Raw genomic sequence first — 20,794 nt, 5'->3', positions numbered from 1 at the left:
CCCACCGCCCAAAGCGGACATTCACTCAGCGTGTCGCTTCCTCATTGGCTGTCCCGGTCGTCAGTTTCAGGTCTGACTCTCAGGCGTCCCCAACGATCCAAGGGCAGGCGTAGTAGTCCTCGATGCGGTCGATGAGGCCGTCTGTGACGTGAACACGAATTGCCCACGTGACTTGCCACTCGTCGCCGCGCTGGAAGAGCACCAGCAGAGCAGGCTCCCCGTCGATCGCCCCCAACTCCATGATCCATGGTTTTGGGTTTCGGTCGTATTCGGCGAAATAGGGAGAGTTTCTGAGGAGGCCGTCAAAGCAGTCGGCGACCCGCAACTGAGCATCGGCGCTCGTGAGGCGCCGGATACCATCCCAATCATGACGGTTGAAAAGCTCGACATAGCGCTGCAGGAGATGCGCGGTATCGGGATCGAGCGGACGAGCCGGTTCGCCGACACGCTCAGTGGGCAAGTCGGCGAGCTTCGCCCGTCCCCTGGAGAGAGCCGACTTTACGCCACCAACCGTCGAACCCACGAATTCCGCGGTTTCTTCCAGCGAATAGTCGAGCACATCCTTGAGGAGGATGCAGGCACGCTCCTTGGGCGGCAGGTGGCCAACCAGCCGTTCCACGGCGCGACGTGCATCTGATGTCACCGGCTCTGCGGCGACGACGCCGACGTCCTCCGAATAGGCGCTCTCCGCTCTTGCACGCGCGTCGCGACGTCTCAGAAGATCAATGCAGCGATTGTGAGCGATGCGAAACAGCCAAGGTTTCAGCTTGCCTGCATCATCAAGAGTGTCGATCTTCGTGTAGGCCTCGAACAGCGTCTCCTGCATGAGGTCCTCACCGTCGAGCCGCGAACCGGTCATGCGGGCACAGTAGCGATGCAGTTGCGGTCGGGCGTCCGACACCGTCTCGAGGAAGGCTCGATAGCGAGCGTCGAACAGTCCTGCCGGTCGCCGCGGCAGATCCTTCGTCAGCCACATCTTTGCGCTGTCAGGGACGTGAGCGCTGGTCATGCCGCCCCCTGTCTCATGCCGGGTGCCGCAGCGGTTCCGGTCAGGCCGAGCCTGGGGCGAACCCATTGCGCAAACCGCTCTATTGCGTCGTCGGCTTCGGGAGCGCGACCGGCCATCATCTGGAAGGTGTGCAGCATCCCCGGAAATACCTCCAGGCGCACCTCGACCCCGGCGGCCTTCGCACGGTCGGCGAGCACTCGGCTGTCGTCGAGCAGGGTCTCGTCCCCGCCCACCTGCAGGTTGATCGGCGGCAAGCCCTTGAGATCGGCAAAGATGGGGCTGGCGAATGGATCTCGGGCGTCCGCCCCTCCCAGCACTTGCGTCGCCAGCATCTCCACGGCCTCCTTCTGAAAAAAGGCATCCTTCTCACGGTTGGCTTGATAAGAGCGGCCGCTCGCCGATAGATCATGCCATCCGGAGATACTCAGGAGCGCGGCCGGTAGCGGACGTCCCGCATCGCGGAGTCTCATTGTAGCCGCTACGATCAGGCCAGCACCGGCGGAATCGCCTGCGCCGATCGTGTGCTTCGGTTCGATGCCCTGTTCGGCCAGCCACTCGAACGCGCCTACGATCTGCTCGATCTGGCGCGGGAACTTGCTCTGAACGGCGTAGTCATATGTGGCGATCAACGCGTAGCAGCCAACGGCCTTGGCGATGTGTCCGACCATCTTGCGATGGGTCCAGATCGATCCTCCGAGATAGCCGCCGCCGTGGACGTAGAGCATGATCCGATCCTTGGCCGCGAGCTTAGGCTGCACCCACAGCGCGGTCTTGCCGGCGAGGTTCGTCTCGATATAGTCGACGCCACCCGGTTCTTCCGTCAAGGCGGACCATTCCGAGGTTTCCGGCGGCAATTCCTGGCCGCGGAGCCAAGCCTCCGCGAGTGCTTCGTAGCGGGTCTTGTTTGCCAAGCTCGGCTTGCGTTCCATTGTCGTGCTCCTATTGGTTAGGGGGCGATGGTGAGGACTTCCGTCATCACCTCCTAAGACGGAGCAATCCCGCGAAAAGATACGCCGATGGCCGGCTATTGCCGGCGCGTCTTCACGTCCTGCCATAGGCGGCGAGAAACACGCCTACGCCCTCGACCGCGTGGCGCCGCATCCAAGCGGGCGTGGGGATCGCCGCATCGCCGAGCAGCATTGCCTGGTTCAGCGGCTGCGACATGACCAGCCAATTGAACTGAGATGCGGCGGTCATCGGGTCATCGACCTTCAGCAGTCTGCGCGCGTTCAGTCGTTCGAAGGTCGCCGCAAGCGCCGTCAGCGCGCGAAGCGGGCCGCGCTCATAGAGGACCCGCCCAAGCTCAGGGAAGCGCACCACCTCGCCGATGACCAGCCGCCGCAACTGCATGACCCGTGGCGTCACCACCGCGACCAGTTGCCGGTAGGCGTAGTCCTCGAGATAGGCCCGCAAGTCGCCGCCATCTTCGAGCTCGACTTCGGTATGAACAGCATCTCCGGCCCGTGTGGTCATGGTGCCGACAATCTCGACGAACAGCGCCTCCTTGCTGACAAAGTGCTTGTAGACCGTCTGCTTGGACACTTCGGAAAGTGCTGCGATCTCATCCATGCTGGTGCCGAGATAGCCATCGCGCAGAAACACCTCGGTCGCAGCGTCAAGGATAGCTTCGCGCTTACGCGCCGACCGATTGGGCGGCTCGTCAGTGACCTCCGCTTTTGCTGTAACCAACTTCGTCATGAACCCGTCAATGCCTCATCATCATACCGATTGACTCACGGTACTGGACAGTCTAGTTTTTAGCAATAGCAGTACTAGACGGTCTAGTACTATACATATGGGAGCAGCACGCGATGATCCTCCAAGCCAAAGCCGCCAAGCTCAAAGTGCCGGGCGCAGAGATATATTACGAGACGCACGGAGCCGGTCCGACCCTCTTGGTCATCCCGGGCGGGCCCCAGGACGCCGGCGTCTTCGCGGGGCTCATCCATCAACTCGCCGACCGCTACACCGTTATCGCCTATGACCCGCGCGGCAACTCGCGCAGCCCTTTTCAAGGGGAACCGGAGGAGCTTGATGTCAACGTGCACGCCGATGACGCAGCCGCACTCATCGCCGCCGTCGGCGACGGACCGGCTGATGTCTTCGGCACCAGCGGCGGAGCCCAGATCGGCCTCAACCTCGCCGCGCGTCATGCCGGACTGGTGCGCACCGTGGTCGCGCATGAACCGCCCTGCATGATGCTGATGTCCGACCCCTCGGCGATGGTGAACGGCGCACGGGCCCTCTACGAAACCTATCGCAGCCACGGCGTCGCAGCAGCGATGGGCAAATTCTTCGCCGACAACGGGCTTTCCGAGGGCGCCGCGCCGCAGCCGGAACTTCCGCCCGAAGCGGCGGAGACGTTTGCGCGGGTCAGCGGCAATTTCGAATACTGGCTTGCCCATGGCCTGCTGCCGCTCTCGTCGTTCCGTCCGGATGTCGACGCATTGCGCGCGGGCAAGCCGCGCGTGGTCGTCGCCATCGGCGAGGCCTCCGCCGGTCAGCCGATCGAAAGCATGGGAAGGGCACTGGCCGAAAAGCTCGGCGTCCCGCCGGTTTCCTTTCCAGGCGATCACATGGGCTTTTCCAGCGACCCCGCCAATTTTGCGAGCGCGCTCGATCGCACCCTTAGCGTCACCAGCAATCGGTAAGAAGGAATACCAGCATGCATATTCAATTCGCAGAACTCCCCGTCTTCGACCAAGACCGCGCCAAGGCCTTCTACATCGCCCATTTCGACTGCGATGTTGCCGCTGACGTGCCGATGGGCAGCAACGGCTGGCGCTGGATCGAGCTCAGGTTCGGAGCCGCCGAAACAACGCTCCACTTCCTGAAGCGAAAGGACGATGCCCTTTCGCGTGAGCCCGTTCTGGTGCTGATAGACGGCGATATCAAAATGCGGGTCGAAAGACTGAGATCGGCTGATGTACCGATTCTCACCGAACCGCAGCCGGCGCCCTATGACCCCAACCGCATCGCTGCAGAGTTCCGCGACAGCGAGGGCAATCGCATCGTGCTTAGCCAATGACGACCGGTCGGGCCGGCTGCACGAGCTTCAGTCAGTCCATCACCCTGATATCGGCGCCTTCCATCGCGTAGCGGGCGAACACGAAATCGCGGATGCTCGTGACCTGGTCTCCAGTCCATTCCAGCAGCACGAAGTACTTGATCCGCTCGTCGGGATCCTCGCCGTCATAGACAAGAGCGGCGGGGCGTCCATCGACGAAGCCGGCAAGGAGACGCCAATGCGGCCGTGCGCCATAGTTCGTAAAGTATGGCAGGGCGCTCTTGCCGTCGCGACGCACCTTGTTGACGACTTCGAACCTGATATCCTCGGCCAGCATGGCCTTGATCGCATCGAAATCGTGCGCGTTGAAGAGATCGACGTAGGTCTTGAGACGCTGCCGATCGGGTTCGTCAAGCTCGGGAACCGGACCGTTATCGTCCTCCGCAGCAAAACCGCGCAGGCGCTCTCGTCCGCGTTGCAGGGCACCCTTGATGGCGAGCACGTTCCCGTCGACAATCTCGGCGGTTTCCCGAAGCGAATTGCCAAGCACGTCAGCCAGGATCACGCTGCTGCGCTGTGACAGCGGAAGCCGCATGAAGGTGCGTAGGCTCGCCGCCACGATCTCGCGGTCTTCGATGGCGCTTCTCGTTTCCACAACCATGTCCGTATCCTCGGTGAACTCCAGGGTTCGTTCCCGGGCGCGACGGCGCAGGAAATCCAGCGCCGCGTTGTGGGCGATGCGGAAGAGCCAACCCTCGGGATTGGCGATCGGTCCGGCGCTTGGCGCGGCCTCGATCGCTTTGACCAGTGCGTCTTGAACCACGTCTTCGCCGTCGATGACCGAGCCGGTCATCCGCGCGCAGTAGCGATGGAGCTTAGATCTCATTTCACCGAAAAGCTGTTCCAATGGCTTTTCCGCTACGGATGTCGGCAGGTTTCCCTTTGCTTGTTCCGACAAGCTATCCTCCTCGTATTGCCGGTGACTATAACTTATCGTTCGGGGGGGACAAAGGCCCCAAGCTGGTCGTCAGGGCCCAAGCGGGCGCACGTAAAAGAAGTGCCGCCACCGCTGCTCCTGCCAGCGAGAACGCAGCGGCGGCGCCCATGGCTGCGGCGAAGCCATCAGCGAAAGCCACCGGCGTTGCGTAGCTGCCGGTGTGCGAGAACACCGCGACGGTGATTGCCACGCCGAACGCTCCACCCAGCTGGCGGATTGTCCCCAGCGTTCCCGATGCCTTGCCGATATCGGGCATTGCCACCGCGCCGATCACAACCTTTTGGGTGATGGTCACCGCCAAGGCAAATCCTACGCCGGCAAGGATCATCGGCGCCATAAGTCCAACATAGGCCATGCCCGCCCTTGCGATCAGCGCTATCCATGCAAGCCCTGCCGCCTGAACCAGAAGGGCAAAGATGATTGTCGGTGCTTCGCCAAGGCGCTTCGCGACACCAACGGCACTTCGTGCGCCAATGACGACTGCCGCACCCCACGGCAGGAGGCCTAACCCCGTGACGAGCGGACCAAGGCCGAGAACCGTCTGCAGGAACTGCGCCATGAAGAAGATCGCGCTCATCAGAGTGCCGGTGAGGAGGAACATCACGGCATTGCCGGCAGAGAAGTCGCGCCGACGGAAAAATCGCATCGGGATCATCGGATAGGAGGCCAGCAACTCCCAGACGACGAACAGCAGGAGCAGAACAGCTCCAGCAGCCAGTGACGATACGACTTCGAAGCTACCCCAGCCTGCGGCATTGGCACGAACAAGTCCCCACACCAGCCCGAAGGCGCCGGCAGTGGAAAGCACAACACCGAACACATCGATTGGGGATCGCGAGCCGAACGTCTCGCGCAACCGGGCGATGGAGAAACCGGCGACCACCAGGCCAAGCGGCAGGTTCATCCAGAAAATCCACCGCCATGCCAGGCCCTCGGTGACAATCCCGCCCACAGTTGGGCCCAGGACGGTCGATAAGCCGGCGACGCTGCTGTAGATGCCGAGCGCCCACGCCCGGCGCTCCGGCGGAAATGCGATACCGATCTGTGCGAGAGCGAGTGGCATGACGATGGCAGCACCTACGCCCTGGACAGCGCGCGCCGCGATCAGCCAGCCGATATCAGGGGCAAGGGCGCATGCCGCCGAGGCGGCGACGAATAGTAGAAGACCAACCACGAACATGCGGCGGCGACCCAACCGATCGCCCAGCGCCGCGGCCAACAGGAAAAATGCTGCAAAGCTTAGGGTGTATGCGTTGACTGTCCATTCGAGAGCCTCGATGGACGCACCCAGTTCTCGACCGATCCGCGTCAGCGCCGTCGTGACGACCATCGCATCGAGCGCGACCATCAGATTGGCCGCGGATGCGAGTAGTAGCACCCAAGTCGTATTCGATTTGTTTGATTGGCCAGTCATGATTTTCGCCTCTTGGTCTTGTGCTGCGGTTGCGGGACGAGGCGCGTCGCGCCGTCGGCGCTGACCCGGCCGATACCCTTCGCCACCAAGACGAAACGGAAGCGCAGAACGGAACGGTCTCCTGGAAATAATTCTAGCGAGCGCGATGCCAAGCACTGCCAGTGGTCGCCTCTGGCCCAGCTGGCCCGCTTTCCACGCCTGTCGCGATGATGCTGACGGTAGTTTCCCGTCACGGCAAACAGAGTCTCCAGGTCCCAGTTCCGGATGTCGTTTGACGCGAGGAAGTGCCCGTGCTCAACATGTGCGCGAGGAAGCAACAACAGGGTAGCGAAAAAGATGACGCTGGAATGCATCAATCCGCCCGATCTACCGACCCCAACGACCTATACTCAAGTCGTTGTCGCAAAGGGGACCAAGCTCATATTCGTCGCTGGTCAGGAACCGGAAGACATCGACGGGAAGCTTGTGGGCCCGGGTGATCTAGCGGTTCAAGCACGCCAGGTGTTCGCCAATCTTGGTCGAGCTCTTGCAGCCGCCGGTGCCTCTCCCGAACAAGTGGCAAAGATTACGATCTATGTTGTCGGTTACGAGCGAGATCGCCATCTGGCGATCATCGAAGAAGCTCGAGTGGTGCTGTTCGGTGATCACAAGCCTGCTGACGTCCTCCTAGGGGTCACCGCCCTTTCGCCTGGCTATCTCATCGAGGTTGACGCGTTCGCAGTTGTGGATGGGTAGGCCATGACCGGGCAGCCGAATCCGAATCGCATCGTCCTCTCCAGCGACCACACCGCCATTCCGCTCCGGCAGGCCATTGCCGCTCATATCGCGGCGCAGGGCTGGGTGGTGATCGATATCGGACCGAGGACGCCGGAGAGCACACACTATCCTGAGCACGGCAAAGCGGCAGCGCGGCTGGTCGCCTCTGGCGATTGCCGGTTCGGCATCATCCTCTGCGGCACCGGCCAGGGCATCATGATGGCGGCGAACAAGGTCAAGGGCATCCGTTGTGGCGCCTGCGCCGACACATTCTCAGCCCGCATGATCCGCCAGCACAACGATGCCAACATGCTGTCGATTGGTGCGCGCGTGGTGGGCGAAGGGCTGGCGCTCGATATCGTGGATGCGTTCCTGACTGCTCAGTTCGAGGGCGGCCGGCATGCGACGCGGGTGGCGATGATTGGGGCGCTGGAAGGGTAGCGCCGGCTGATCGATCGCAGGATCTTGAGATCCGCGCATAGGACTGTTATTCGCATTTCCGTCTTATAGGAGAATGCCTTTGTTTGCCGTCGCAACGATCCAGACCTCACCGGCTGCGGCGGTAGAGACAGAGGCGCTCGGCATCGTGACCGAGAGCTGATCCTCGCTCCATTGCCCGGCCTTAGCGCGCCCATTGCCGGCGCATGTCTAATGTCGAGAAGAATATGATTATCGAACTGACCACTCGTGACTTCGAAGCGCTGCTGAAGGGCATCGCGCCCGCTAATCTGCGCCTGATCGAAGACAGCGCAATTGCGCCTCCTGAAGTTCTGGAGATGCTGAGCCGCCTTTCGGCTGACATAGCGGCGGAATTCTCGCCGTCGGCCTGGATGATCGTAGAGGATGGCGAAATCGTCGGCCTTTGCTCCATCATCCGGGTTCCCCAAGATGGTAACATCCATATCGGCTACGGGGTTGCGCCGACGCGCGAGGGCCGCGGATACACCACGCGGGCCATAGGACAGATGCTCGCATGGGCGCGAAACGACCTTCGCGTGTCTCTGATCTCCGCAGAGACTGGGTTGGAAAACATCGCCTCACAGCGCGTCCTCGAACGTAATGGCTTCACGCGCACTGGCGAGCGGATCGATGCCGAAGACGGCCCCGTGATTTGCTGGGAAGCCCTGGCAGTCTAGCCTGGTGCGCCGAGCCCCAAGGTTTTGCCTTCCTTGGGGCTCGACGAGTGATCGAACCCGGTGTCGCGTGCGCAGATCAGACTGCCCTCCCCGCCCCGCGCACATAATCGACCAGCGCGCGCAGCTTCAGCGGCTGCCGCTGGCGCCTGGGATAATAGAGATAGAAGCCCGGAAATGGCGGGCAAAAATCTTCCAGCAGCGGCACGAGTTCCCCGCGATCGAAATACGGCTGGAAAGTTTCCACCATGCCGAAGGTGATGCCGGCGCCCGCGCAGGCCATGCGGATCATCATCCCCATGTCGTTCGTGGTCACGGCGGGATCGACGGCGACGTCGAAGTCACGGCCGTTTTCAGTGAACTCCCAGCGATAAGGCGCCGTGTCGGGGCGCGGCCGCCAGCCGATACAGGCATGGCTCTGCAGGTCGCGGGGATGGCTGGGATAGCCGCGGCGTTCGAGATAGGTGGGGGATGCGACCGGGCATTGCCGCTGCTCTTCGGAGACCGGTATTGCGATCATGTCCTGTTCGATCACCTCGCCGAGCCTGACACCGGCATCGAACCCGGCCTCAACGATATCGAATTCGTCGTCGGTGATGGTGATATCCAGTTTGACGCCCGGGTAGACTTCGATGAAGCCGGCCATCAACTTCCCGGACAGGAAGCTTTCGGCGATCGAGGAAACGGTAATCCTCAGCAGGCCGCCTGGGCTCGCCTGCATTTCCCGCACCGTCTGCATGGCATCCTTGACCTGGCGCACCGAGGGGCGAACCGCCTCAAGGAACACTTCGCCAGCTTCGGTGAGGCTGAAGCTGCGCGTGGTGCGCTGGACGAGGGCGACGCCAAGGCGATCCTCCAGCCGTTGCAGGGCCTGACTGATGGCGGAGCGGGTGACGCCGAGCCGCTCCCCGGCAAGGCGAAAGTTGCGCGCCTCCACCACGGCGAGAAAGACTGAAATGCCTTCAAGATCGTCGACCATTGGTTAGCACTTCTAACCAAGGCATGTTGGATTAGCAACTTAATCGCGCAGATTGAGATCGTTATCTTCCTGTCGTCAGCGACCCAATCCCTGCGAGTCAATAGCTAAGCGAGAACACCATGCAACAACATCCCTATGTCGGCATGTGGGTAACGGACGACGGCCGCATCCGCCACGAACTTCTACCCAGCAGCCGCTACGACGAGGCGCGCGGCGGCCGAGAGAGCGCCTACCAGGGACGCTACGAAGTCACCGGCAGCCACATCGAATACTGGGACGATACCGGCTTCACCGCCGACGGCGACTTCATCGACGGCAATACCCTCCATCACGCCGGCATGGTGCTTCGGCGCAAATAACGTGCCGCCGGTGACTCACAGGCCGCGTCTGACGGCCGGAAAGCAGAGAAGGAAGCTCGAAATGTCTGATATCAAAGGAAAAGTCATCGCCATCACCGGCGCCAGCAGCGGCATTGGAGAGGCAGCGGCAAAGGTGCTGGCCGCCGCAGGCGCTCATCTGGTGATCGGCGCGCGCCGCACAGACCGCCTGGAAGCGCTCGCCGCCGAAATCGAGGCCAAGGGCGGCAGTGTGCGCTTTCGAAACCTTGATGTCACCGACCGTTCCCAGGTGGAGACCTTCGCTGGTTTCGCCAGGTCCGAGTTCGGCCGGCTCGACGTGATCGTCAATAATGCCGGTGTCATGCCGCTCTCGCCGCTCGACGCCCTCAAGGTCGACGAGTGGGACCGAATGGTCGATGTCAACATCAAGGGCGTTCTCTATGGCATCGCGGCCGCCCTGCCGATCATGAAGGCACAGGGATCCGGCCAGATCATCAACCTGTCGTCGATCGGCGGCCACAGCGTCTCTCCAACCGCCGCCGTCTATTGCGCGACGAAATTCGCGGTCCGGGCGATCTCGGACGGACTGCGGCAGGAAACCGACCGCATCCGCGTGACCGTGATCTCGCCCGGCACGACGACATCGGAACTGGCAGACACGATCACCGATCCGACCGCGCGGGACGCGATGAAGGCGTTCAGGGCGATCACGATCAGCCCCGAGGCCGTCACCAACTCGATCCTCTATGCCATCAGCCAGCCTGACGACGTCGATGTCAGCGAGATCATCATCCGGCCGACGGCCAGCCCTTACTGAGGATCAGCTATTGCCGCCGCCTAAAAACCCAGCGACTGCTGGGCGGGCGGCGGCGGACCGAGCTGGACGCCTTCGAGTTCCAGCATCCGGGTCTTCGATGACGAGCCGCCGGGAGCGGAAAAGCCGCCGATCTTGCCGCCGGCGGCGAGCACCCGGTGACAGGGGATGATCAGCGCGACAGGGTTCTTCGCCATCGCCTGGCCGACATCACGGGCAGCTTCCGGCCCGGCGCCGAGTTCTTTCGCCAGTGCGCCGTAGGTGGTCGTGCGACCCCAGCCGACGCGCCTTGCCGCGGCGTAAATATCCCGGAAGAAGGCATCCTGGCCGGCAAGATCGAGCTCGACGCCGGAGAAATCAGTCTCCTCGCCCTGGAAATAACGCTTCACGGCGGCGACCGTCTCAAGCACATCAGGCGTCGGCGTTCCGGGTTCTGCCTCCGGCAGGCGGCGCAACAGCAGTCGTTCGGTCGCTTCCGCGGTTTTGGTCGGCAGCTGAAAGCGGGTGATGCCCGTGTCGCTCCAGGCGACGCCGCAAAAGCCGCCCGCGGTTTCGAAGATGAGATAGTGGTGTACTGCCTGGGCCATGACACAGCCTCCGCGTTTCAAGTATCATCAAAATCGTACGGGGCGGCTGCTGTTTCAACCCGTTTCTTGCGCGATCGTTCTTTTTCTGTTCTTGATATTCCGTCCTCTCGGGTTATCCTTCCTTGTTCTTTTGGAACGATGAGGCGGGTGATGACAACCTGACAGCCCATGAACCAGATTCCCTTCGACTTCGGCCACGGCCCAAACCAGCCTGGACGGCGGCGCGGCGGACACCGGCTGTTCTTTGCTCTCCGCCCTCCCGCGACTATCGAGCAGCAGGTGGCCGCGATCGCCGATGACTATGGCAACACTTTCTCCCTGTCCGCAAAACCGCGGCTTTCGACGCTGCATGTGAGCGTTATCGGTGTCGGCGACTATGACGAACTGCCGGAGGACGCGGTGTTTGCGGCACGCCAGGCAGGCGCCACGGTGGAGGGCGCGCCGATCGCGATCAGCTTCGACAGGATCATGAGCTTCAGGCGGGAGGGCAAGGCACGGCCGCTGGTCCTTTGCGGTGAAGGCGGGCGGAAGCCGCTTACGCGGCTGCATGTCCAGCTGGGCGTCGGCATGCACAATACGGAATTGCCACACAATATCAGCCGCAGTTTCACGCCGCATATGACGCTGCTCTACGACCGCAAGACCGTCCCGCCGACGACCCTCGACGCGCCGGTTTCATGGACGGCGCATGAATTCCTACTGATCCACAGCCTGCTCGGAAAAACCGAACACCGGATCGTGGATCGCTGGCCGCTGCTCGGCTGAGCTTGCACTCGCGCAATTTCCGCGCATAAAGCTCAGAAGACCTATTCGGGATTGCAGGCGGGAGCGAAATCAGCATGGACGTTTCAAAGATCATCATCCCAGGCGATACGCCGGGAATCGAGTGGCGGCTGCCGGTGCTGCGTTTTATGGGCCACGATCCGAAGGCGCCGAAGACCTATATCCAGGCCGCCCTGCATGCCGGCGAGTTGCCGGGAACGGTGCTGCTGCATTTCCTATGCGAGAGGCTGCGGCAGGCGGAAAACCAAGGTGGCATCGCGGGCGACATCACCATCGTACCGCACGCCAATCCGATCGGCGCAGCGCAGTCGCATTTCGGCGAACTGCAGGGCCGTTTCGACTTGGGCTCACGCACCAATTTCAATCGGGATTTCCCGCTGATCTCCATAGCCGATCGGGCCACCTTGGTCGAGGACCTCAATGATTACCCGGCTACCGATAGATTGAAGCGGCAGCTGCTGCACATGGCGCTCGGGGCCGATCTCGTCATCGACCTGCATTGCGACGATGAATCCCTGCAATATGCCTATATCGACGAGGCCTTCTGGCCGGAGGCGGCCGATCTTGCCGCTGCACTCGACATGGAGGCGGTGCTGCTTTCGGATGGCGAAAGTTCGGCCTTCGAGGAGGCGGTCGGCTTTGCATGGAAGTACGAAATTCCCGGCGAACGCCAATCCCGGCCGCCCGGCAAACTCTCCGTCACCGTCGAGCTGCGCGGCAAACGCGACGTCGATCCGGTACTGGCAAAAAAAGATGCGGAAGGGCTTTGGCGTTTCCTTGCGACGCGCGGGATCGTCAATGACGGGAGGCCGTTGGCAACGGCATTTTCCGGTCCGGCCGTGCCGCTCGACAATGTCGAGATCGTCCGCGCCCCCGAAGGCGGGGCCGTGCTTTTTCACTGCAACATCGGCGAGAGAATAATGCAAGGCGACCTTCTGGCGACGATCGTCACCCGGCCGGGGCAGCCGGGCGGCAGCATCGATCTCACCGCGCCGCAGGATGGGCTGATCCTGACCCGAAGATCCGACCGGCTGGTGCGGCGGCGCGGCGACCTGATGAAGATCGCCTGCAGCAGCCCGAGCAAAGCCTCGCGCAGGGCCGGCGCGCTGGAGAATTGAGGCGAGCGGTTTTGCGCCCGAGTTTTCGATGCGGATCAAGAGGAACGAAGGGGACAAAACAGCACACGGCGTTTGCGCCAGCCCGCGCGCATGTTATCCCGCTGCCATCACACGGAGATCGATCTGAGCATGGCTGTCACCATCTATGGCATCAAGAATTGCGACACGATGAAGAAGGCCCGCGGCTGGCTGGAAGAGCACGGCGTCGCTCATGAGTTTCACGATTACAAGGCATCGGGTATCGACCGCGCCCATCTCGAAGCCTGGATCGATGAAGCCGGCCTCGATACGGTGCTCAACCGCGCCGGCACCACCTTCCGCAAGCTGCCCGATGCCGACCGCGAGAACCTGACCCGGGAAAAGGCGATCGCTTTGATGCTGGATCAGCCGTCGATGATCAAGCGGCCGGTGCTGGAGACGAAAGGGAAGCTGCTGATCGGCTTCAAACCCGATATCTATGCGGGTATGTTCAAGGGCTGAGCGATGTCCAAGACCACGCGTGCGACGCAGGTTCTCTCCCAGGCTGGTATCGCCTTCACGGTTCATACCTATGACTACGATCCCAATGCCGAGCGTGTCGGGTTGCAAGCGGCCGAAGCCCTCGGTGAAGCGCCGCACCGGGTGCTGAAGACACTGATGGCGGAGGTGGACGGCAAGCCGGTCTGCGTCGTCGTGCCGTCGGATCGCGAAGTCAGCATGAAGAAGCTTGCGAGCGCCTTCCACGGCAAGTCGGCCAATATGATGAAGCCTGCCGACGCCGAACGGCTGACCGGTTATCATGTCGGCGGCATCAGCCCGTTCGGCCAGAAGAAGATCGTGCCGACGGCGATCGAAGAAGCCGCCCTTGGCGAACTGCTCGTCTATATCAATGGCGGGCAACGCGGGCTGCAGGTAAGGCTCGATCCGAAGGACGCGTTGAAGGTGCTGAAGGCGGTTGCCGCCCCGCTGATTGCCTGATCAGAGAAAGCGGTCGAGCAGGCCGGCAATCGTCTTCGCCTCGCTTTCGGCAAGCTTGCAGCCGATGTGAGTTTCTATCGATCTGCCATAGACCGCCCACATGCGCTCGCGAAGCTCTCGGCCTGCATCGGTGATCACCACCCAGCGGCCGCGTCCATCTCTAGCGAAGACCTCGCGCCGGACCAGGCCCTCTCCTTCCAGCCGGTCGAGCAGGCGGGAAAGATTATACTGCGCCAGCAATGTCCGCTCCTCGATCTCATAGGGGCGCAGCCTGCCGGATTGCGAGCGCGCCAACTCCCAAAGCACGTCGTACCAAGCGAGCGGCGGCATGCCGGCCGTCTTGAAGTCGGTTTCGATCGCGGCAAGCAGCCGCTCGCGGGCGCGCATGATGCGCGTCCACGCCAAGACGGCGGCTTCGTTCGGTTCTGGCATATTCTCCGACATAAATGCAGTTACATCTATCTTGAATTTGGCCGCAAGTGATATTAGATGCATTTGCATAGATCTTAAACCAGCCGATCCTTTGCAAACCGCAGGAGACCTTCATGAGCAGGCTTACCCTCATCAGCCATCATCTCTGCCCCTATGTGCAGCGCGCCGCGATCGCGCTTCTCGAGAAGGGCGTGCCGTTCGAGCGCATCAATATCGATCTCGCCAACAAGCCGGGCTGGTTCCTGAAAATCTCGCCGCTCGGCAAGGTGCCGCTGCTGCGGATCGAAGGACAAGACGGCAGTGAGGCCGTATTGTTCGAAAGCAGCGTCATCTGCGAATATCTCGAGGAAACTCAATCGGGTGCTGCCCTGCACCCCGCCGATCCGCTGACCCGGGCCCGCCATCGCGGCTGGATGGAATTCGGCTCTTCCGTGCTTTCCGATCTCTGGGGTTATGAAACGGCACAAGATGCCGAGCAGCTCGAAACCAAGCGTAAGGCACTGACTGCCAAATTCACGACGCTCGAAGGGGCGCTGGCGGACGGGCCGTATTTCGCCGGCGAGGAGTTCAGCCTGGTCGACGCAGTCTTCGCGCCTGTCTTCCGTTACTTCGATCTCTTCGATACGCTCGGAGACAGCGGCATCTTTGACGGGCTCGAGCGGGTCAAGCGCTGGCGCAAGGCGCTGTCCGAACGCGCAAGCGTGCGGAATGCCGTCGGTGAGGACTATCAGCAGCGGCTGAGGGAATTCCTCGAGAAGCATAACTCGATCCTGATCAGGCTGCCAACCGCGGCTTGATGCGTGCATCGAAGCGGCCGGGTCTCTATCCGGCCGCTCAATTCGGCAGCGACGCGCTTCATTTTCGTCACAAACGGGTCTAAGTCTTCCAGCCTCCCACCGTCGATGACAGAAGGCAGGTTGAACCATGACTTTTATGCCCCAGAGCCAGAACACCGTTGATCCCGTCAAGCTGGAAAAGCTTGCGGAAGTCGCCGTCAAGGTCGGCCTGCAGCTGCAGAAGGGTCAGGACTTGGTGATCACGTCACCCGTCGTGGCGCTGCCGCTCGTGCGCCTCATCACCAAACACGCCTACCAGGCCGGCGCCGGGCTGGTGACCGCCTTCTATTCCGACGAGGAAACGACGCTCGCGCGCTATCAGTATGGCGATGACGAAAGCTTCGACCGCGCCTCCGGCTGGCTCTACGAGGGCATGGCAAAGGCCTATACCAATGGTGCGGCGCGTCTGGCCATCGCCGGCGACAATCCGATGCTGCTCTCCGAGCAGGATGCCGGCAAGGTCGGCCGCGCCAATCGCGCCATGTCCACCGCCTACAAGCCGGCGCTTGAGAAGATCTCGAATTTCGACATCAACTGGAACATCGTCTCCTATCCCAACCCGTCCTGGGCGAAGGTAGTCTTCCCGAACGATCCCGAACCGATTGCGATCGCCAAGCTCGCCAAGGCTATCTTTGCTGCCTCGCGCGTCGATCTCAGCGATCCCATCGCTGCCTGGGCCGAACACAATGCCAACCTTGCCAAGCGTTCCGCCTGGCTGAACGGCGAACGCTTCGCCTCGCTGCATTTCAAGGGACCGGGCACGGACCTGACGGTCGGCCTTGCCGACGGGCACGAATGGCATGGCGGCGCTTCCACCGCCAAGAACGGCATCACCTGCAACCCGAACATCCCGACCGAGGAAGTGTTCACCACGCCGCATGCGCTGCGTGTGGAAGGCCATGTTTCGAGCACCAAGCCGCTTTCGCACCAAGGCACGCTGATCGACAATATCCAGGTACGTTTCGAGGGCGGCCGCATCGTCGAGGCCAAGGCCTCACGTGGCGAAGAAGTGTTGAACAAGGTACTCGATACCGACGAGGGCGCACGCCAGCTCGGTGAAGTGGCGCTGGTGCCGCATTCCTCGCCGATCTCGGCCAGCGGCATCCTGTTCTACAACACGCTGTTCGATGAAAACGCCTCGTGCCACATCGCGCTCGGCCAGTGCTATTCCAAGTGCTTCCTTGATGGCGCGAAACTGAGCCAGGAACAGATCAAGGCACAGGGTGGCAATTCCAGCCTGATCCATATCGACTGGATGATCGGTTCAGACAAGGTCGATATCGACGGCATCAAGCCGGACGGCGCGCGGGTTCCGGTGATGCGGCAGGGCGAGTGGGCCTAACACCGTCCGCCTTCGGCATCAGGCTGCGCTGGCTGAGCCAGACGCTGACCAGCACCATGGCAAAGCCGGCAAGCTGGGCTGGCGTCAGGCTCTGGCCAAGCGCCAGCCAGCCGAGCAGGGTCGCAACGACAGGGCTGAGGAAGCCGAGCGAAGCCGCGGCCGAGGGCTCAATGCGGGACAGGCCGCGGAACCACAGCAGATAGGTAAAGGCCGCGCCGATGAGGCCAAGCCAGGCGATGCCGAAGATATTGGCGGCCGTCGGCAAGGGAAGCGCTGGCTCCAGCAGCAAGGCGACGGGCACGAGCAGGATGCCGCCCGCGGTCAATTGCCACGACGTAAAGGTCAGGCTGGAGACGGGCGGCTGCCAGTGGCGGGTGAGCACCGTGCCGAAGGCCATGGAGACGGCGCCGGCGAGACCGGCGGCGACTCCGACGGGATCGAGCGTCGCATTCGGCGTCAGCACCAGCAGTGCGACGCCTGATATGCCGATCAGGCCGGCAATGACGGCAAGGACGCGGATCGGCTTGCCGAGGAAGAGTCGCGACAATGCAATGACGATCAGCGGCTGCACGGCGCCGACCGTGGCCGCCACGCCACCCGGCAGGCGATAGGCCGAGACGAACAGCATCGCCCAGAAGAACGAGAAGTTCAGCGCACCGAGAATGAAGGCGCGGCCCCACCAGACGCCTGTCGGCAGCCTCCGGACGATCAGCAGCAGAAGCAGGCCGGCCGGCAGGGCGCGCAGCATGGCGACCGTCAGCGGATAGCCGTGCGGCAGGAACGACGTAGTGATGAAATAGGTGCTGCCCCAGATGGCAGGCGCGACGGCGGTCGTCAGCACGTCGGCGGCATATGCGGTATTTTTCTTCATCTCAAGAATCTCTACATCAAGATAAACTGAGAATAGCGCATTTCATCTTGACGTCAAGATATCCACTGATATCGATGGACCATGGCCGAAGAAGAACAAGATCACGTCGACAGAATCCTGGCGCAATGGCGGCGCGAGCGGCCCGACCTCGACGTTGAGCCAATGGGGATCCTCGGGCGCTTGAAGCGCCTCGGCACCCATCTCGGCCGCGAAGTCGAAACCGTGCTGGCGCGGCACGGGCTTTCCACCTCGTCCTTCGATGTGCTGGCCACCCTTCGCCGCTCCGGCGTCCCCTACCAGCTTTCGCCGGGAGACTTGCTTGAAATGACCATGGTCAGTTCCGGCACGATGACGAACCGGATCGACCAGCTCGAAAAAGCCGGCTTCGTCGAGCGTTTGCTCAATCCCGAGGACAGGCGCAGCGTACTAATCGTACTGACCGAGAAGGGGCTTGCGACCGTGGAGGAAGCGGTCGGCGCCCACGTCGCAAATCAGCAGCGGTTGACACGCAACCTGACAGCCGAAGACAAGGTCGAATTCGACCGGCTGCTCAAGAAATTTCTGTCCGATTTCGAATAGTACGAGCCTTTCCTGGTCAGATTGAAGCATTCTGACCAGGAAAGGCCCTAGACAGCGGCGAGCGCCTTGCGGACGCGTTCCAGATGCGCCTTGCGCCTACCCTCCGTCGTGCGATCCATGTCGTGCAGGCTCAGCATGCGGAAGGCGAGCTTCTTCGAGCAGAAAGCGGCAATGCCGCGCTTCAGCAGGCGACGCACGGGATTGCCCATATAGAGCTGCGCCAGCCACCACGGCGAACCCGTCGTCGTCAGCGCGTAGAGTAGCCTGATATTGGTGAGCTCAGGCACGATGCGGCCGCCGGCGGCATCATGGGTGAAGGCCACGCCGGGCGCGAAGATGCGATCGAAGAATCCTTTCAGGATGGCCGGGAAATTGAACCACCACTGCGGAAAGACGAGGACGAGACCTTCAGCCGCCCTCAGCCGGGCAACGATATCGGCAACGGCCGAGGTGTCGTAGGGCGTGTCGGAATAGCCGCGGCGCTCGGCTTCGGGGAGGCGCGGATCGAAGTCCTCGGCATAGAGATCGAGCAGATCGACGACATGACCGGAGGCTTCCAGTGCTTCGCGGGCGGTGCGCGCCACCGAGGCGGCAAAACTTTCCGGGAGCGGATGGGCAAGTACCAGCAGGATCCGCATTGTTAGAGCCTTTCCGGGTTAGATTGAAGCATTCTGTTGGCTCAAACGGAGTCGGATGGTCGACCGGCCGGCGCGCGTCGTAGCCCAGCTCTACGCCAAGCCGGCCGGTCGATCAAGCGGCCCGTTTCAGCCAACCTCCCGCAGATTTGCGAGGCAAATCTGCAAGACTTAAATTCGCCGGACGCACTTATCGCTTCGCCATGGCGAAGCGGTGCGGCCGGTGGGCCGGGCATCTTTCCGCCAGGATCAAAGGCGATCGGCTCGGACGTACCAAGGGGTATGCCCTTCGCCAATCGCCTTTGCCCTGACGAAAACCTGCTCCGGCAGAATGCTGCAATCTAACCCGGAAAGGCTCTAGAACAGGCTTCCCTGTTTCGTCGGGTCCGCGGGTTTTGCGCTGCGCTTCTTGGCGCCGGCGGGCGGTGCGCCGCCTTCCGTGGTCATGGCGCCGACGCGACCGTCGGCGAATTCGATGGCGATGCCCATGCCGGCGGAGAGTGCTGAAGCCTGCGAGACCGGCCTGTCATCCTCGTCGCGAATGACGGCGTAGCCGCGTTTCAGCACGTTCTTGTAGGACAGCGACTGCAGGACACGGTCCTGCGCGGAAAGCTCGGCGCGGGCGCGGGTCAACTGATGGCGGATCGCCGTATCGGCATGGCGCGAAAGATTGCCGAGCCGCTCGCGGCCGCGATCGGTCTGGGTCTTCAGCCGCCCGGGCAGCGAGGTGAGGATTGCTTCGGCGCGGCCGATGCGGGACTTCGAACGATCAAGCAGGCGCTCGACGGTGCGTTCGGCCCGCGCCATCCGCTCGTTCAGAAGCTGGCGCCGCTCGGCGATGCGATTGGAGAGCACATCAGGGCGAAGATGCGAGGCGACACGCTCGAAACCGCGGCGCTTGTTGATCGTGTTGAGTTCCAGCCCACGGCCGAGGCCTGCAGCGGCCTCGTCGAACCGACGGCGGGGCAGCGCCAGCAACTGGTCGAGCGACGGCAATGCCCGCATCAGGGCGCGTACGGATTGGCGGCGCTGATCCATCTGGCGGTTCATGCAGCCCTGCAGGCGGGCGGCAAGAGCGGCCGCCTGCGCTTCCAGCTCGGCCTTAACAGGCACTGCCATTTCCGCCGCCCCCGTCGGCGTCGGCGCCCGAATATCGGCGGCATAGTCGATCAGCGTCCAGTCCGTCTCGTGACCGACGGCCGAAATCAGCGGTATCTGGCTTTCGGCCGCTGCACGCACGACGATTTCGTCGTTGAAGCTCCAGAGATCTTCCAGGCTGCCGCCGCCGCGCGCAACAATCAGCACGTCAGGACGCGGGATGGCGCCGGCCGGCTCCATCGCGTTAAAGCCGCGGATGGCGTTTGCCACTTCCTCGCCGGAGCCCTCCCCCTGCACTTTCACCGGCCAGACGATGACGTGAACGGGGAAACGATCGGAGATGCGGTGAAGAATATCGCGGATCACGGCGCCGGTCGGCGAGGTGACGACGCCGATCACCTTGGGCATGAAAGGCAGCCGTTTCTTGCGGGCGGCATCGAACAGGCCTTCGGCCCCGAGCTTGCGCTTGCGCTCCTCGATCAGCGCCATCAACGCGCCGGCGCCTGCTGGCTCCAGCGTCTCGATGACGATCTGATATTTCGAGGAGCCGGGAAAGGTGGTGACCTTGCCGGTGGCAATGACTTCCATACCCTCTTCCGGGCGGAATTTCAGGCGCGAGAATGTGCCCTTCCAGATGACGGCGTCGATACGGGCGCGATCGTCCTTCAGCGAGAAATAGGCATGTCCCGAGGAATGCGGCCCGCGATAGCCTGAGATTTCGCCGCGCACGCGAACCTGATCGAAGGCCGTTTCGACGGTGCGCTTGATCGAGCCGGAAAGCTCCGAAACCGAATATTCGGCAAGGTTGGTCGGCGAATCGCTGTCGAAGACGTTGCTCATCCCTTCTTTCTATGTCCATCCGCTGGGAACGGGAAGGTCGGCACGGGCATCGGAACCGATTTTCCCAGCCGTTAAGATCCCGGGCGGGAGGATTCTCCGCCGTTGCGTCGAGCGTGGTTGCTTCCTGGCGTCCTGTACAGGCATTCGTTGCAGCTCAGAAAACAATCAATAAAATCGAGTAAATTCGTTTTGTTGCGGAACGCATAGTTAGACTTTGCGTTTTACCCGAAAGAGATTGCTAACCACCGCAATGCAAAGGCTTTTCGGCA

Annotated in this window: 24 protein-coding genes and 1 pseudogene; 14 read left to right on the top strand and 11 right to left on the bottom strand. The window is 62.2% G+C overall.

The genetic code is table 11. The annotated features are described in order from the left end of the window. Window positions 1-79: 79 nt before the first annotated feature. The 3 genes from EFQ99_RS04080 to EFQ99_RS04070 all read right to left on the bottom strand — a co-directional run bounded on the left by EFQ99_RS04080 (window position 80) and on the right by EFQ99_RS04070 (window position 2,707). The gene (locus EFQ99_RS04080; protein ID WP_245441429.1) at window positions 80-1,009 is read right to left on the bottom strand and encodes a sigma-70 family RNA polymerase sigma factor; all 930 of its coding nucleotides are present in this window, start codon (window positions 1,007-1,009) and stop codon (window positions 80-82) included. Next, complete coding sequence (locus tag EFQ99_RS04075; RefSeq protein ID WP_245441428.1) at window positions 1,006-1,938, bottom strand: alpha/beta hydrolase; 933 nt, start codon at window positions 1,936-1,938, stop codon at window positions 1,006-1,008. Before EFQ99_RS04075 ends, EFQ99_RS04080 begins: the two co-directional genes overlap by 4 nt. Before the next feature lie 112 nt (window positions 1,939-2,050). Continuing rightward, entirely contained in the window at window positions 2,051-2,707 is a 657-nt protein-coding gene (locus EFQ99_RS04070; RefSeq protein WP_126919355.1) for a TetR/AcrR family transcriptional regulator, read from the bottom strand. 113 nt (window positions 2,708-2,820) lie between these two features. On the opposite strand from EFQ99_RS04070, the gene EFQ99_RS04065 reads away from it, so the two are divergent. Then, complete coding sequence (locus EFQ99_RS04065; protein WP_126919354.1) at window positions 2,821-3,660, top strand: alpha/beta fold hydrolase; 840 nt, start codon at window positions 2,821-2,823, stop codon at window positions 3,658-3,660. A 14-nt stretch (window positions 3,661-3,674) separates the two neighbouring features. Further along, on the top strand, window positions 3,675-4,037 hold the full coding sequence (locus EFQ99_RS04060) for a VOC family protein (RefSeq protein ID WP_126919353.1): 363 nt from the start codon (window positions 3,675-3,677) through the stop codon (window positions 4,035-4,037). A gap of 31 nt (window positions 4,038-4,068) precedes the next feature. On the opposite strand, the gene EFQ99_RS04055 is transcribed toward EFQ99_RS04060, so the two are convergent. Further along, window positions 4,069-4,974, bottom strand: coding sequence for a sigma-70 family RNA polymerase sigma factor (locus EFQ99_RS04055; protein ID WP_342635389.1), 906 nt, complete (start codon window positions 4,972-4,974; stop codon window positions 4,069-4,071). Window positions 4,975-4,999: 25 nt separating this feature from the next. Further along, window positions 5,000-6,427, bottom strand: a complete 1,428-nt coding sequence (locus tag EFQ99_RS04050) for a DHA2 family efflux MFS transporter permease subunit (protein WP_126919352.1) — start codon at window positions 6,425-6,427, stop codon at window positions 5,000-5,002. A gap of 336 nt (window positions 6,428-6,763) precedes the next feature. Here EFQ99_RS04050 and EFQ99_RS04045 point away from each other — a divergent pair, with 336 nt between their 5' ends. The 3 genes from EFQ99_RS04045 to EFQ99_RS04035 all read left to right on the top strand — a co-directional run bounded on the left by EFQ99_RS04045 (window position 6,764) and on the right by EFQ99_RS04035 (window position 8,319). Then, window positions 6,764-7,162, top strand: coding sequence for a RidA family protein (locus tag EFQ99_RS04045; RefSeq protein ID WP_126919351.1), 399 nt, complete (start codon window positions 6,764-6,766; stop codon window positions 7,160-7,162). 3 nt (window positions 7,163-7,165) lie between these two features. Continuing rightward, the gene (gene rpiB, locus EFQ99_RS04040) at window positions 7,166-7,624 is read left to right on the top strand and encodes a ribose 5-phosphate isomerase B (RefSeq protein WP_126919350.1); all 459 of its coding nucleotides are present in this window, start codon (window positions 7,166-7,168) and stop codon (window positions 7,622-7,624) included. A 203-nt stretch (window positions 7,625-7,827) separates the two neighbouring features. Next, complete coding sequence (locus EFQ99_RS04035; RefSeq protein ID WP_126919349.1) at window positions 7,828-8,319, top strand: GNAT family N-acetyltransferase; 492 nt, start codon at window positions 7,828-7,830, stop codon at window positions 8,317-8,319. Window positions 8,320-8,395: 76 nt separating this feature from the next. Here EFQ99_RS04035 and EFQ99_RS04030 read toward each other — a convergent pair whose 3' ends face one another. Beyond that, window positions 8,396-9,295, bottom strand: coding sequence for a LysR family transcriptional regulator (locus EFQ99_RS04030; protein WP_126919348.1), 900 nt, complete (start codon window positions 9,293-9,295; stop codon window positions 8,396-8,398). Window positions 9,296-9,402: 107 nt separating this feature from the next. Here EFQ99_RS04030 and EFQ99_RS04025 point away from each other — a divergent pair. Together EFQ99_RS04025 and EFQ99_RS04020 are read left to right on the top strand one after the other, a co-directional pair. Further along, a pseudogene (locus tag EFQ99_RS04025) lies at window positions 9,403-9,654 on the top strand (Atu4866 domain-containing protein); the annotation flags it as partial. 61 nt (window positions 9,655-9,715) lie between these two features. Next, window positions 9,716-10,450 (top strand): SDR family oxidoreductase, encoded by a 735-nt coding sequence (locus EFQ99_RS04020; protein ID WP_126919347.1) that lies wholly within the window; start codon window positions 9,716-9,718, stop codon window positions 10,448-10,450. 20 nt (window positions 10,451-10,470) lie between these two features. Here the strand turns inward: EFQ99_RS04020 and EFQ99_RS04015 are convergent, their stop codons facing one another. Then, complete coding sequence (locus EFQ99_RS04015) at window positions 10,471-11,034, bottom strand: methylated-DNA--[protein]-cysteine S-methyltransferase (RefSeq protein WP_126919346.1); 564 nt, start codon at window positions 11,032-11,034, stop codon at window positions 10,471-10,473. Window positions 11,035-11,202: 168 nt separating this feature from the next. Here EFQ99_RS04015 and EFQ99_RS04010 point away from each other — a divergent pair, with 168 nt between their 5' ends. From EFQ99_RS04010 to ybaK, 4 genes are all read left to right on the top strand, one after another. Then, entirely contained in the window at window positions 11,203-11,799 is a 597-nt protein-coding gene (locus tag EFQ99_RS04010) for a 2'-5' RNA ligase family protein (RefSeq protein WP_126919345.1), read from the top strand. 74 nt (window positions 11,800-11,873) lie between these two features. Further along, complete coding sequence (locus EFQ99_RS04005; RefSeq protein ID WP_126919344.1) at window positions 11,874-12,935, top strand: M14 family metallopeptidase; 1,062 nt, start codon at window positions 11,874-11,876, stop codon at window positions 12,933-12,935. A gap of 129 nt (window positions 12,936-13,064) precedes the next feature. Further along, the gene (locus EFQ99_RS04000) at window positions 13,065-13,415 is read left to right on the top strand and encodes an ArsC family reductase (protein WP_126919343.1); all 351 of its coding nucleotides are present in this window, start codon (window positions 13,065-13,067) and stop codon (window positions 13,413-13,415) included. Window positions 13,416-13,418: 3 nt separating this feature from the next. Beyond that, entirely contained in the window at window positions 13,419-13,892 is a 474-nt protein-coding gene (ybaK, locus tag EFQ99_RS03995) for a Cys-tRNA(Pro) deacylase (RefSeq protein WP_126919342.1), read from the top strand. Here the strand turns inward: ybaK and EFQ99_RS03990 are convergent, their stop codons facing one another. Then, a complete protein-coding gene (locus EFQ99_RS03990; RefSeq protein WP_126919341.1) occupies window positions 13,893-14,336 on the bottom strand; it encodes a MarR family winged helix-turn-helix transcriptional regulator in 444 nt (147 codons plus the stop codon). 101 nt (window positions 14,337-14,437) lie between these two features. On the opposite strand from EFQ99_RS03990, the gene EFQ99_RS03985 reads away from it, so the two are divergent. Next, the gene (locus tag EFQ99_RS03985; protein WP_126919340.1) at window positions 14,438-15,121 is read left to right on the top strand and encodes a glutathione S-transferase family protein; all 684 of its coding nucleotides are present in this window, start codon (window positions 14,438-14,440) and stop codon (window positions 15,119-15,121) included. Window positions 15,122-15,248: 127 nt separating this feature from the next. After that, window positions 15,249-16,502, top strand: a complete 1,254-nt coding sequence (locus tag EFQ99_RS03980; RefSeq protein WP_126919339.1) for an aminopeptidase — start codon at window positions 15,249-15,251, stop codon at window positions 16,500-16,502. On the opposite strand, the gene EFQ99_RS03975 is transcribed toward EFQ99_RS03980, so the two are convergent. Beyond that, a complete protein-coding gene (locus EFQ99_RS03975) occupies window positions 16,450-17,373 on the bottom strand; it encodes an EamA family transporter (RefSeq protein ID WP_126919338.1) in 924 nt (307 codons plus the stop codon). The genes EFQ99_RS03980 and EFQ99_RS03975 overlap by 53 nt on opposite strands. Window positions 17,374-17,454: 81 nt before the next feature. Here EFQ99_RS03975 and EFQ99_RS03970 point away from each other — a divergent pair, with 81 nt between their 5' ends. Beyond that, window positions 17,455-17,952, top strand: a complete 498-nt coding sequence (locus tag EFQ99_RS03970; RefSeq protein WP_126919337.1) for a MarR family winged helix-turn-helix transcriptional regulator — start codon at window positions 17,455-17,457, stop codon at window positions 17,950-17,952. 47 nt (window positions 17,953-17,999) lie between these two features. On the opposite strand, the gene EFQ99_RS03965 is transcribed toward EFQ99_RS03970, so the two are convergent. Together EFQ99_RS03965 and xseA are read right to left on the bottom strand one after the other, a co-directional pair. Next, entirely contained in the window at window positions 18,000-18,590 is a 591-nt protein-coding gene (locus EFQ99_RS03965; protein WP_126919336.1) for an NAD(P)H-dependent oxidoreductase, read from the bottom strand. Window positions 18,591-18,944: 354 nt separating this feature from the next. Then, a complete protein-coding gene (xseA, locus tag EFQ99_RS03950; protein ID WP_126919335.1) occupies window positions 18,945-20,525 on the bottom strand; it encodes an exodeoxyribonuclease VII large subunit in 1,581 nt (526 codons plus the stop codon). Window positions 20,526-20,794: the final 269 nt, after the last annotated feature.

It is taken from the genome of Rhizobium vallis (assembly GCF_003985155.1).
Taxonomy (GTDB): Bacteria; Pseudomonadota; Alphaproteobacteria; order Rhizobiales; family Rhizobiaceae; genus Rhizobium; species Rhizobium vallis.
The sequence above is the reverse complement of the archived record's forward strand: the minus strand, read 5'-3'. Positions and strand labels throughout refer to the sequence as shown.